Annotated in this window: 12 protein-coding genes; 7 read left to right on the top strand and 5 right to left on the bottom strand. The window is 66.2% G+C overall.

From position 1 onward, the window contains the following. Positions 1 to 60: 60 nt before the first annotated feature. The gene (locus ACTF4R_RS11985; RefSeq protein ID WP_113276641.1) at positions 61 to 321 is read right to left on the bottom strand and encodes a Sec-independent protein translocase subunit TatA/TatB; all 261 of its coding nucleotides are present in this window, start codon (positions 319 to 321) and stop codon (positions 61 to 63) included. A 120-nt stretch (positions 322 to 441) separates the two neighbouring features. Next, complete coding sequence (locus tag ACTF4R_RS11980) at positions 442 to 837, bottom strand: thioredoxin family protein (protein ID WP_440008088.1); 396 nt, start codon at positions 835 to 837, stop codon at positions 442 to 444. 280 nt (positions 838 to 1,117) lie between these two features. Here ACTF4R_RS11980 and ACTF4R_RS11975 point away from each other — a divergent pair, with 280 nt between their 5' ends. Together ACTF4R_RS11975 and ACTF4R_RS11970 are read left to right on the top strand one after the other, a co-directional pair. Further along, positions 1,118 to 2,428: a dicarboxylate/amino acid:cation symporter gene (locus ACTF4R_RS11975; RefSeq protein ID WP_440008087.1), complete on the top strand. Its 1,311-nt coding sequence runs from the start codon at positions 1,118 to 1,120 to the stop codon at positions 2,426 to 2,428. 105 nt (positions 2,429 to 2,533) lie between these two features. Further along, on the top strand, positions 2,534 to 2,980 hold the full coding sequence (locus tag ACTF4R_RS11970) for a DUF7988 family protein (protein ID WP_440008086.1): 447 nt from the start codon (positions 2,534 to 2,536) through the stop codon (positions 2,978 to 2,980). On the opposite strand, the gene ACTF4R_RS11965 is transcribed toward ACTF4R_RS11970, so the two are convergent. Beyond that, on the bottom strand, positions 2,973 to 3,425 hold the full coding sequence (locus tag ACTF4R_RS11965; protein WP_440008085.1) for a hypothetical protein: 453 nt from the start codon (positions 3,423 to 3,425) through the stop codon (positions 2,973 to 2,975). The two genes, ACTF4R_RS11970 and ACTF4R_RS11965, sit on opposite strands and share 8 nt — an antisense overlap. A 265-nt stretch (positions 3,426 to 3,690) precedes the next feature. On the opposite strand from ACTF4R_RS11965, the gene ACTF4R_RS11960 reads away from it, so the two are divergent. Further along, positions 3,691 to 4,269: a glycosyltransferase gene (locus tag ACTF4R_RS11960; protein ID WP_440008084.1), complete on the top strand. Its 579-nt coding sequence runs from the start codon at positions 3,691 to 3,693 to the stop codon at positions 4,267 to 4,269. Between the two features lie 9 nt (positions 4,270 to 4,278). Here the strand turns inward: ACTF4R_RS11960 and ACTF4R_RS11955 are convergent, their stop codons facing one another. Then, positions 4,279 to 5,280 (bottom strand): CPBP family intramembrane glutamic endopeptidase, encoded by a 1,002-nt coding sequence (locus ACTF4R_RS11955; protein ID WP_440008083.1) that lies wholly within the window; start codon positions 5,278 to 5,280, stop codon positions 4,279 to 4,281. A gap of 75 nt (positions 5,281 to 5,355) precedes the next feature. Here ACTF4R_RS11955 and ACTF4R_RS11950 point away from each other — a divergent pair, with 75 nt between their 5' ends. The 4 genes from ACTF4R_RS11950 (at position 5,356) to ACTF4R_RS11935 (ending at position 11,527) form a co-directional block, all read left to right on the top strand. After that, a complete protein-coding gene (locus tag ACTF4R_RS11950; protein WP_440008082.1) occupies positions 5,356 to 6,153 on the top strand; it encodes a ferredoxin--NADP reductase in 798 nt (265 codons plus the stop codon). A gap of 104 nt (positions 6,154 to 6,257) precedes the next feature. Next, the gene (locus ACTF4R_RS11945) at positions 6,258 to 7,880 is read left to right on the top strand and encodes a response regulator (protein ID WP_440008080.1); all 1,623 of its coding nucleotides are present in this window, start codon (positions 6,258 to 6,260) and stop codon (positions 7,878 to 7,880) included. 109 nt (positions 7,881 to 7,989) lie between these two features. Further along, positions 7,990 to 8,796 carry a DUF8054 domain-containing protein gene (locus tag ACTF4R_RS11940; RefSeq protein ID WP_440008078.1) on the top strand — a complete coding sequence of 269 codons (807 nt, stop codon included), beginning with the start codon at positions 7,990 to 7,992 and terminating at the stop codon, positions 8,794 to 8,796. A 1,495-nt stretch (positions 8,797 to 10,291) separates the two neighbouring features. Beyond that, the gene (locus tag ACTF4R_RS11935; RefSeq protein WP_440008077.1) at positions 10,292 to 11,527 is read left to right on the top strand and encodes an orc1/cdc6 family replication initiation protein; all 1,236 of its coding nucleotides are present in this window, start codon (positions 10,292 to 10,294) and stop codon (positions 11,525 to 11,527) included. Between the two features lie 439 nt (positions 11,528 to 11,966). Here ACTF4R_RS11935 and ACTF4R_RS11930 read toward each other — a convergent pair whose 3' ends face one another. After that, positions 11,967 to 12,347 carry an SPW repeat domain-containing protein gene (locus ACTF4R_RS11930; RefSeq protein ID WP_440008076.1) on the bottom strand — a complete coding sequence of 127 codons (381 nt, stop codon included), beginning with the start codon at positions 12,345 to 12,347 and terminating at the stop codon, positions 11,967 to 11,969. Between the last annotated feature and the right edge of the window lie 79 nt (positions 12,348 to 12,426).

Below are 12,426 nucleotides of genomic sequence, written 5' to 3'. Positions count from 1 at the left end.
GAATCGGTCGCGATAAAAAGTAAGTCCGGTCGTTCGCGGTCGGGTGGGAACTGCGTCGGCTCAGGCCGAGTCCGACGTTTCGGCGTCGACGGTGGGGTTCGAGTCCGCGTTCGCGGCGTCGCTCTCGGAGTTCTGCATCTCCGCCAGTTCGGTCTCGACTTCCTGTCGACCCTTCTTGAACTCGCCCATCGCCTCGCCCGTCGAACGAGCCAGCTTCGGAATCTTGTTCGCGCCGAACAGCAGGACGGCTATCAGCAGGATGACTGCCAGTTCCATCCCGCCCGGCACCGGCCCGAACAGGGGAATCATTTCGGCTACCATCTGTATAGAACACGCGGACGCAGTTATTTATAGGCTTTTTGTCTGTCAGTGTATTGTCCATTCTCTCGCCTCGGACGGGCGAGGACCCCGCCCGGCGGGACGACGGCGGTTCCGGCGCGGCTACGAAGGCGCGGCGTTGCCCCGTCGCTCGACGAAGTCGACGACCGCCCCCGTCCCCTGGAACCCCTCCGCCATCCGGTCGACGAGGTCGCCGTCCTCGAACAGCAGCAGGGTCGGCACGCTCCGCACGTCGAACCGGTCGACGAGGTCGAGGTCGTCGCCTGGATTCACCGTCACGACCGTCACGTCTGTGGCGCGGGCGACGTTCCCGAGCACCGGTTCGATGGCCTGACAGAGCGCACACCCCTTCGTGTAGAACTCCGCGAGCACGAGGTCGTGCTCGGCGACCAGTCGGTCGAGTTCCTCGCCGTCGGCGGCCTCGACGGGGCGGTCGGGGTCGTCTCCCTCGGACGCGTCTCCTGCCGACTCCTCGCGGAGCGTAGTGTCGTCGGTCACGGAACGGGCTACGCACTCGTCGTTCTTGTGTCGTTCGCCACCCCCGCCGCCCACGGCCTCGGACGGTCGATGGGGCGTTCACGCGCCCTCCCTCGCAGTTCTCGGAACGCGGTCCGGTTCGGGTCGAGCGCCGACGGCCGTCGGTCGTCGGAATCGGGCGGTCGACCCGCCGACGTCGGCGAAATCCCGAACCGACGCCGCTCCGTCGGCGACCGGGATAGCGGCCAAACTACCCGCCTTCGACAGTCGTTGGACCCTCCAGTGAAAAGGGACGGCACCAATGAGTTCACTGCGACGCGCGTGGCGCGGGTACCGCTCCGTACCCATCGTCTATCGCATCTCGGTCGGCTTTCTGCTCGGTGCGGTCGTCGGTCTCGTCGTCGGGCAACCGGCGACGCAACTGAAACCGCTCGGCGACCTCTTCCTCCGCCTGCTTGAGATGCTCGTCATCCCGCTGGTCGTCTTCACCCTGCTCGCGGGGATGGAACGCCTCTCGCCCTCGCGACTCGGTCGGGTCGGCGGCATCGTCGTCGGCCTCTACATGGCGACGACCGCCGTCGCCGGCGTCATCGGTCTCACGGTGGCGAACCTCCTGAACCCCGGCGTCGGCGTCGAGTTCACGGGCGGGAAAGCCGAATCCGCCGAGCCCCCGTCGCTGGCGAAGGTCGTCCTCGGCATCGTCCCGGAGAACCCCATCTCGGCGATGGCGAGCGGCGACCTCCTCGCGACCATCTTCTTCGTCGTCGTGTTCGGGCTCGGACTGGCCGTCGTCCGGGACACGGCCGACGACGAGGCCGTCCGGGAGGGCGTCGAGACCATCTTCCGGGCGGTCGACGCCGCCACGGAGGCGCTGTTCGCCGTCGTCTGGGGCGTCATGGAGTACGGCGTCGTCGGCGTGTTCGCGCTCGTCGCGGCGTCGCTGGGGTCCCACGGCGTCGACGCGATAATCTCGCTCGCGGCGCTGGTCGGAACCATCGCGGTCGCCATCGGCGTCCACATCGCCGTCACCTACCTCGGCGTCATCACCGCAGGGCTGCTCGGCCAGTCGCCCCTCGCCTTCCTCGACGGCGGGAAAGACGCCATGGTGACGGCGTTCAGCATCCGGTCGTCCAGCGGGACGCTCCCCGTCACCATCGCCGACGCCCGGGACAACCTCCGCATCGACGAGAGCGTCTACGGCTTCTCGCTGCCGCTCGGCGCGACCATCAACATGGACGGGGCCGCCATCCGGCAGGCCGTGACGGCGGTGTTCGCCGCGAACCTCGTCGGCGCGCCGCTGGGCATCACCGAGCAGGTGACCGTCCTCGCCACCGTGGTGCTCGTCAGCATCGGCACGGCCGGCGTCCCCGGCGCCGGACTGGTCATGCTCACCGTCATCCTCAACGCGGCCGGACTCCCGCTCGAGATAGTGGGGTTCGTCGCGGGCGTCGACCCCATCCTCGGCCGCATTGCGACCATGAACAACGTGACCGGCGACCTCGCGGTCTCGTCGCTGGCCGCGAAGTACAACGACGCCATCGACCTGACGGGCGGCGTCTGGGGCGACGGGGACGTGGCGGAGCGCTCCGGGGTCCTCGCTTCGAACGACTAGCCCGGTCCTCAGGCGTGGGTCTCTATCTCCTCGCGGAGTCACCGTTCGACCTCGGCGGGGTCGCGAGCGACACGGTTTTGTCGGCGGCGGGAGGGAGTTCGGTCGATGGTCGACGCCGACGACGGAACCGACGGGTCCGCGCCGACGACCGTCGCCCGGGAGCACGTCCTCTCGGACGGCCGCGAGACCGTCGCCGCCGTCCTCCGCTGTGCGGACGAGGTGACGGCGGCGTGGGACGGCGACGCCGCGACGGACCGGGTGGCCGTGGTCGACCCGCTCTCCCGGAGACTGACCGACGCGGGGCTGCTGGCTCGCTGTTCCGACCTGCTCTCGGACGCCGTCGCGGCGACCGGACTGTCGCTCGCCGCGTCGCCGGTTCCAGCGCCGCCGTACGTGGTGGTGACGAGTCGCGGTCCCGTCCTGCGGGGGACGACCGACGCCGGCCGGCTGGTGGTCGAGATTCGGGCGTTCGCGGTCGAGCGCGACGGCGAGGTCAGATACGTCCGCGGACCGGCCGACCCGGAGACGGCGGTCTCGGTCGCCGTCAGGTAGGCTCCGGCGGTTCGACGCGCGCCGTGCCCGCCGCCCCGCCGGCTATCGCGCCCTCCAGCGCCAGCGCGACCCCGCCGAGGGCGGCGACGAGGGCCGCGAGGGTCCGTCCGTAGCGGTCGACCAACCAGGGCGGGAAGTCGATCCTGGAGATAGCGAAGTTCAGTCCCCAGTACGCGCCGACCTCGGACCCGGGGTGGGTCATCGTGTAGTAGAGCACGGTCGCGAAGACGACGCCCCCGAAGGTACCCGCCACCAGTCCGTGGCGGAGGCCCGTCTTCCACGTTCCACCGGCGAGTCGTCCGGCGACGTAACCCCCGGCGATGCCGACGGTCAGGAGCGCCAGCCCGGCGGTCACTCGAACGTCGAGCGGGAGCGGCACCGTCGCCCCGAGCGCGATAGCGAACAGTTCGACGAGCGCCCCTGCAGCGACTGCGGTCCAGCGCACGTTCGACGGTCGGCGTCCGCCCCCGAAGTACCTTCCGCCTCGCGTGACGACCGGCGGTGGACGGGGCGCGCCCGTCGGCAGGGTTGCGGTGACCGCTTCGCCGTTCCCGTTCTGTTACACGTCGGCCGCGACGGGGGCAGAAATCCCGTCCCGGACGCGCGAGCGTCCAATCGCCTGCTGTCTCGCGGTACGATAGATGCACCCAGCTAACGTAACCGAAACGAGTATAAGTTTCATCCATCGCGTCACGATTCCAGAATACGTTTTGCTCGGCCGCATCGAGCGCAGCAAGCGCGTCGTCGAGATGATAGAGATGGTCGACGGGGTCCGCGAGCGGGGCCACGACACGCATCTCCACGTCATCGGCCCGACCGTCGACGAGGAGTACCGCCGCGAGGTCGAAGCGCTGGCGAGCGACCGCGAGTACGTCTATCTCGAGGGCGAACTCCCGCGCGAGGAACTGGTCGACCGCGTCTGCTCGCACCGCTACGGCCTCCACGCCAAGGAGTTCGAACACTTCGGCATGGCCGTCGCCGAACTCGCCGCCGGTGGGGCCGTTCCGTTCGTCCCCAACGACGGCGGCCAGCACGCCATCGTCGACGACCGCGAGGAACTGCTGTACGAGTCGCCCGCGGACGCGGTCGAGAAGATGGACCGCGTGCTCTCGAACCCCGACCTCCAGCGCGACCTCCGGAAACGTCCCGAGGAGATACGACGGCGGTTCGGCCCTGAACGCTTCCGCGAGGAGTTCCGCGCCGCCGTCGACGAATCGCTCGGTCGGTCCACGGACGCGACGGCCGAGACGTCCCCCGACCTCTCGGAGGTCCCGGGGCGGGCCGACTGACGTTCGACCCTACTCCCGCAGTTCGGGCGTCCAGACGGCCGGCGAGAGTCCGACGCTCCCGGTCCGATAGCGCGCCCAGGCGACGATAGCCGCCAGACCGACGACCAGGGCCGCGACGCCCACGAGCCCCGCTTCTGGACCGAACTCGCCCCCCGTCCAGCGGTCCGGACCCTGCTCCGCGACTGCGACGAGCGCGACGCCACGGCTGGTACCGCTCACCGGGAAGCCGAAGACCGGCCCCTGGACGAAGTTCCACGAGAGGTGGAAGCCGACCGAGACGCCGAGTTCGCCGGTCAGCACGTACCCCGCCGCGAGCACGACGCCGGCGAGCGCGACGTTCGCGGTGCTGACGGCGGTCGCGTTCGGGTTGCCGACGTGCAACAGACCGAACACGGCCGAAGAGAGGAGGGTAGCGACCGCGACGGCCAGCGTCGCGCCGAGTCCCCGGAGTCCCTCGGCGAGGTTCGTCAGGAGATACCCCCGGAGGAGCAGTTCCTCGCCGACGGCGACGAGGACGTACAACGCGAACGCGAGGGCCAGTCCGCCGACCAGCGACGCGGTCGGCCCGCTCGCGCCGGCGGCGCTCGTCCGGAGCGTCCCCGTCACCGCGAGCCAGCCCGCCCCGAGTTCGACGAGGAAGATTCCGGTCATCAGGGCCGCGCCGAGCGCGACGCCGAAGGCGAAGTCGACGCGCCACGCCCGGTCGAGGTGGAGGCCGAAGTCCGCGAACCGCCGGCGGTCGACCAGCCGTCCGGCGAGATACACCCCCACGACCGTCACGCCGGTCGTGAAGAGGACGCCCGCGAGCGAGAGGAGGAGCGAGTTCGCGGTGCCGGCGAAGAGCGAGGCCAAGGCTCCGGTGCGTGTCGTCGAGACCAGTGCCTGGAACAGCAGGCCGAAGACGACGGCGAGACCGACGAGCAGCACGGTGCCGGCGAGGAGTCGCCAGGGCATGCGAAGGCGGTCGCTGTCGGCGTTCCAGAACAGGGTGGTGAGCGCGCGCGGAAACACGGGCGCCGATAGGCCGCCCCGGAACAAAGGCGTCCCGGCGAGCAGACTTACGGGCGCGACGACCGTGGTGCCAGTATGCGCGAGGTCGAGATAACGTCTATCCATCAGATGACTCCGAGCGTGAAACAGTTCGAGGTCGTCGCCGACGAGCCGTTCGAGTACCGGCCCGGCCAGCACACACACCTTCACCTCGAACGGGACGAGGCGGGGTCCGCCGGCGACCATACGGGCGGCGATTCCGACGACCAATCCGGCGGCGAGGATTCTGACGACGGTTCCGACGGCGATTCCGACGACGATTCCGACGAGGTCGTCCGGCCGTACACTGCGACGTCGCTTCCCGGGACGGACACGATCACTCTCGCCATCAGGCGCTACGACGACGGAACGGCGTCGGTGTACATGCACGACCGCCAACCCGGCGACACCGTTCGCATCGAGGACCTGGACGGCAACCTCTACCTGCGCGACCGCGACGCGGACGTGACGCTCGTCTCCACCGGGACCGGCATCACGCCGATGATAGCGATGCTGAAGCAGTATCTGGACGAGGGAAGCGGGGACGTCTACTTCCTGTACGGCGAGAAGACCCAGGAGGACGTGATGTACCGGGAGACGCTCGACCAGTTCGAAGCCGACCACGAGAACCTGACCGTCGTCTACTCGCTCTCCGAGGAGGACTGGGACGGACCGACGGGCCACGTCCAGGAACACCTCGCCGACGTCGTTCCGGACGTGTCCGACACCGACTGCTACGTCTGTGGCGTCCCGGAGATGGTCGTCGAGACGAAAGACCGACTCGCCGAACTCGGCGTCCCGGACGACCGCGTCTACAGCGAGGGCTGGGAGGACGACGAGGTCGCCGACGAGTGATCGTGACGGCGCCGTCGGGCGTCGTCGGTCGGCCGGACCGAGAGGCGACCGTGCGGGAACAGTGCCAATTTATTTATTATAAGCTTCTTAACTTGTCGAGTAGGATGGGACATCCACCTATTCGGGTGCTCCACGTCGAGGACAACGAGTTCTTCGCGACGGTCGCCTCGGACGTCCTCGAAGCCGAAACTGACATGACCGTCTGCAGGGAGAGCAACGCGACCGACGCGCTCGCCCGACTCGACGACGAGCGCTTCGACTGCGTGGTCAGCGACTACGAGATGCCCGGCATGGACGGGCTCGAACTCCTCGACGTTCTCCGCGACGACTACCCCGAGATGCCGTTCGTGCTACTCACGGGCGTCGGGAGCGAAGACACGGCCAGCGAGGCCATCTCGGCGGGGGTCACCGACTATCTCCAGAAGGGCGAGGGCAAACGCCAGTTCGTGGTGCTGGCCAACCGCATCGAGAACGCCGTCTCTCGTCGGCGAGCCGAGAAGTCCGCGAGCAGGGTCGCCGACGTCAACGACCTCGTCTGGGACGTCAGCCAGTCGCTGTTGCAGGCGTCCTCCAAGGAGGAGATAGAACGCGCCGTCTGCGAGCGGCTGGCCGACTCCGAGCTGTACCGGTTCACCTGGGTCGGGAAGGTAGACGACGACTGCAACGTCGTTCCCCGGGTCTCCGCCGGCATCGAGGACGGCTGTCTCGACGACGTCGACTGCGGGGAGTCGGCCCCGGAGGCGAAGCTACTCCGCCAGGCACTGGAGCGGCGCGAAGCCCAGGTCACCCGGAACGTGGAGTCAGACCTCGCGTTCGCACCGTGGCGCGAGACTGGTCTCGAACGGGACTGCTGCTCCAAGGCAGTCGTCCCGTTCGACTACGAGGACACGACGTACGGCGTCCTGAACGTCTACGCCGACGAGTTGCACGCGTTCGGCGACACCGAACGGCGTATCCTCTCGAAGTTCGGCAACAGCGTCGCGTACGCGATGAACTCGATTCAGACGCGCCAGGAACTCGTCCGGCGCGAACAGCGACTGCAGGTGTTCAACCGCATCCTCCGGCACAACCTGCGAAACGACCTGAACGTCGTGCTGGGTCACGCCGACAACCTCGCCGAGACGATTCCCAGCGCCCGCGAGAGCGCCGACGTCATCAGGCGGAAGGCGTCGGAACTCATCGACGTCAGCGAGAAAGCCCGGGAGGTCGGGAAGACGCTCGACGGAGAGGGCCAAACCCGGAAAGCCGTCGAGTTGACGGCCGTCGTCGAGCGAATCCAGGAGAAACTACAGGACACGTATTCGGACGCGAACCTCTCGGCCGACGTGCCGGAGGAAGCGTGGGTGTACGGCGACAACACCCTCGACGCGGTCGTGAGCGAACTCGTCGAGAACGCCGTCGAACACAACGACAGTGACGTCCCGAACGTGTCCATCGCTGTCCGACAGCGGACCGCGGACGGCGACGACCAGGTCGAACTCACCGTCGCCGACGACGGACCCGGAATACCGGAGGAAGAACGCACCGTTCTGCTGGAGGGACGGGAGACGGCACTCCACCACGGAAGCGGACTCGGTCTCTGGCTGGCGAACTGGGTCGTCGGGAAGTTCGGTGGTAACCTCGAATTCGGTCACAACCAGCCCCGCGGCAGTGTCGTGACGATCCGTCTCGAGCGGGCCGATGGACGGGCGACCGACCGAATCGAAACCGGAAGTGCGACCGACTGATACGGAGCGGCGGTCCAGAATCGGAGACGCGTTACGCACGTTTATTTCCCTCTGCTCTACACTGTTTTAACAATAGATATATATTGGAGAAGGAACGAAGTAGAGTAGGATGAGTACGGAACTACCGTCGTTCATCGACCGTTTCCGACGACCGGAGTACACCGGCGAGAATCGATGTACGCCGTGCACCATCGTCAACGTCGCCATCGCCGTCGTCCTCGGTGCAGCGCTGACGCTCGTCGCTGTCCCGTTCGGAATCGGGGTCTTCGCGTTGAGCCTCGCGGCCATCTACCTCCGTGGCTATCTCGTACCGGGAACTCCCACGCTCACGAAGCGTTACTTCCCCGACTGGTTCCTCGCCGCCTTCGACAAGCACGAGACGGGCGAGACCGTCCCCCGCGAGAGCGACGTCGAACCCGAGAAGGTCCTCTCGACGGCCGGCGTCATCCGCCCGTGCGAGGAGATAGACGACCTCTGTCTCGACGACCAGTTCCGCAACTCGTGGCACGACAGCATGGCGCGCGTCGAGGAGGAGGGTGCCGAGAAGAGCGACCTCGGTGCCATCCTGGACGTCGACGAGGACGACCTGAAGTTCGAGGAGCACGACCAGGCGTTTCTCGCCCGCCTTGAGGGCCGCCATCTCGGTCAGTGGGAGTCCCACGCCGCGCTCGTCGCAGACCTCGCCGCCGCTCGTGAGCTTCGAGACCGGTACCCCGACTGGGAGGCGCTGACGGTCGACGACCAGAGCCGCGTCCTGAGCGGCCTGCGCATCTTCCTCGAGGAGTGCCCCGAGTGCGGTGGGACGGTCATGCCCGAACAGGAGACCGTCGAGTCCTGCTGTCGCTCGATGGACGTCGTTGCCGCGAACTGCCAGAACTGCGACGCGCGACTCCTCGAAGTCGAACAGGACCGGTAGCTCGATAGTCGTTCGCTGCCGAGAGCGTACGTCCCCCGGAGCGTAGGTCTCCTGAAGCGTATGTCCCCAGAACGTAAGCCCCAGAACGTAAGCCCCAGAACGTAAGCCCCCAGAACGTAAGCTCCTAGAACGTACGTATCCCGGCGAGCTTACTCCGTCGTTTCCGTTGTTTTACCGGCCTTCTGTCGTCCGAATCGACTGCGAACATTCTGTCCGCGGATTCGTGGTTCACGACGAAGGGTAGCTGTCCCGTTTCGTCCGGATCTGGTGGTTCTGTCCGGGACTGTGGTTTTCTCCGAACCTGGCCGGTTCGTCTGGTACTGGCTGTTTCGTCCGAGTCGGCCTCCTTCGTCTAGTTCTACCGTGTCGACAGCGGGCGAATGGCCGTCCCCTCGAAAGACCCACGGGTAAAGACGACCGAGATGCGACACCGGCGTTTCCGCTGTTTCGTCCGGGTCTATCTTGCGGTAGCGGGGATAGCGGCCGACTCGGCGAACGCACCTCCATCGTTTCCGCTGTCTCCAGGCGGCAGGGTCCAACGTTTCCGCCGTCACCCGGAAGTACGGCCCAACGTGGACGCCGTCCCGCGACGGCACGGCTCCACGTGCGTTGCACTCGGTGTCTCGGGGTCAGTACCCCGGTTCGGTGTCTCGGACCGCTTCGTGTCGCGTCGACGGTCGTACCGGTCCCTGCATCGTCGGACGAGAAGGGGATGTCGGGAAAGTGTGAGACGTGAACTGAAGAACGAGAGAAGAGAGGAAAAGCGAGGGAGCAGGGCGACGGGAAGAGCGAGAAAGAAGGAACGAAAAGGGGAGTCAGAGCGCGGAGAAGAGACAGAGACCCCGTTGTTTCCGCTGTTGGGACGACGTGAGGGTAACGAGACGGGATAGGGGACACCCACCCCACCGTTTCCGCTGTCTCGAGTGGGTCGGTGGAGTGGTCAGAGGGAGAGCAAGGATAAGAGGGTAGTCGAGGACGGAAAGCTCGCGGAAACCGTCGGTGGCGACGAACGCCGTGTCGGTGAAAATAGAGCCCTGGGGGACTTCAGAGCGCAACTAACGAACTCAACTAAGTTAGAACGAAGTAATATTTTCCTAGTGCGGAGAAAGTTTTGTCTGCTATGTCATAAAACCACCGGTGTTACAGAGACCCCTCACCCCACCCCCTCTCAATCCCGTCTAAACAACGGAAACGGCGGGGTGGGTGTCCCCCGTCCCTCCACGACGTTCTAACTGCTGTTCCGATTCTCGTCAGTCACTGTTTGAAACGTTCACTACCCGCAGTCCTGGACACTGGAAGGAGAGACCCACGTGATGCGACGCTCGCGAGTTACGACGCCATGCGACCCCGGAAAAAGTCGCCGTTCTCGGCAACGTCCAACGAAGACATCGGAAACGATGCACCTGCAGCTACCGGCGTATATTTAAATACTATCGGGACAGAAGAAACAGCGGACGCCACAGTTTTAAGTATCGTTCCGCGAAATGATTTTACAATGTCATCGTTCAGTTTCGACCGGGACAACTCCCTCTACAAGAACCGGGACGCGCTCCTGGAGGAGTACACCCCGAACAACCTGGTCGGCCGGGACGACGAACTTGAGGAGTATCACGCCGCGCTCCAGCCGATCATCAACGGGGAGGCCCCGTCGAACATCTTTCTCTACGGGAAAAGCGGCGTTGGCAAGACGGCCGCAACCCGTTTCCTCCTGAACCAGCTTCAGGAGGACGCCGCGAAGTACGACGATATCTCCCTGTCGGTCATCGAGATCAACTGCGACGGCCTCAACTCCAGCTATCAGGTGGCGGTTCGACTCGTCAACACGCTACGCGACCCGGCCGACCAGATCAGTAACACGGGGTACCCCCAGGCGCAGGTCTACAGCTTCCTCTGGGACGAACTCGACAAGGTCGGCGGCACCATCATCGTCGTCCTGGACGAGGTCGACCACATCAACGACAACTCCATCCTCTATCAGATTCCCCGTGCGCGAAGCAACGGCTACCTCGAAGACGCCAAGATCGGCCTCATCGGCATCAGCAACGACCTCTCCTTCCGGGACTCGTTGTCCGCGAAAGTGCGTTCGTCGCTCTGTGAGAAGGAGGTCTCGTTTCCGCCGTACGACGCCAACGAACTCCAGAAGGTGCTTAGCCAGCGCGAACAGGTCGCGTTCCACGACGGGGCGCTCGCCGACGACGTCATCCCGCTCTGTGCGGCCTACGGCGCCCAGGACGCCGGCGACGCCCGGCAGGCGCTCGACCTGCTTCTCGAAGCGGGTGACCTGGCGCGCAAGGACGCCCAGCAGGTGACCGAGAAACAGGTGCAGGAGGCTCGTCGGAAGCTCGAACGCGACCGGATAATGGAGGGGGTCGCGGACCTGACTCAGCACGCGCGACTCATCCTGTACGCTCTCACCTCGCTCGAAGCGGAAGGTGCCACGCCCGCGCGCTCGCGAGACATCCGCCCCCGGTACGAACAGCTCTGCAACCACATCGGCACCGAGGCGTTGACGAGCCGTCGGATGCGCGACCATCTCGCCGACCTGGCGATGCTCGGCGTCATATCCTCGACGGAGAAAAACGAGGGGATGTCCGGCGGGAAGTATCGCGAACACTCGCTCAAGCAGGACCTCCAGCTCGTCGTGAGCGCGCTGGAGGAGACCATCGAACTCGCCGGCGTTCACGAGAGCATCCGTCCCTACTACCAGACCGCGGCCGAGGAGAACGCGTAGCCCCGCTTCCGCTCGGGCGTCGAACACCGACGTTTCCGCTGTTATCGGTGCCGGCCGGTCGACCACGAACCGCACGCGGTGCAAGCCACGACCCCGCCGTTTCCGCTGTCAACTCCGTGGTTTCCGTTGTTTGCACCACCTACAGCGGTTTCAGTTACCCCGCCGTTTCCGCTGTTTTCCGCAGTGAACCAATCGAATACATCTCACTTCGTCCGACGTTTCCCCACCGTTTCCGCTGTTATCGACGGTTGCAGAGGCCGGTCGCGGCTGAACCCCCTTCGACGTCGGACACCACCGTTTCCGCTGTCTTCGCCGCCCGTGTCGTGGGTACCGTCGCTCGACAGTGACGCCGACGCTACTCGACTGACGTCACTCGACCGGACGCGGACGGCATCGACCGGACGCGCTCAAGCACGTCACTCGGTCGCACGGGCCGTCCTCAGCGTCCTCCGGGGCGCGATTCGGCCGACTCCTCGCGTCGCACGGACCTCTGTCGGAACGAGACGAACGCGACCGCGACCAGCAGCGCGCCGGCAGCGACGTCGCTCCAGCGGTTCGCTGCGCTCGCCGACCCCACGACGAACGGCTGTGCGACCTGGAGGAGACCGACGACGCCGACGAACCCGGCCGCGGCGGGCGTGACCGACCGTCCGAACAGCGTCAGCACGGCGGCGTAGCAGGCGACGACCAGCAGCGCGACGCCGGCGAGCACGTCGCTCCAGAAGTTCGGTGCCAGACTCGCCTCGAAGACGACGAACGGCGCGGCGACCAGCCAGATACCGAGTAGCGCGCTTCCCGCGGCGACCCAGTGACCTCGCATCAGCACGCTCCCTGCGCTCTCCGTGTCTTCGCCGTGCTTCGGTCCCCCCGTTCTCTCGTCGTTTCTCCGCCCCTCGGTT

This window comes from Halomicrococcus pelagicus (assembly GCF_051917725.1).
Lineage (GTDB): Archaea > Halobacteriota > Halobacteria > Halobacteriales > Haladaptataceae > Halomicrococcus.
The sequence above is the reverse complement of the archived record's forward strand: the minus strand, read 5'-3'. Positions and strand labels throughout refer to the sequence as shown.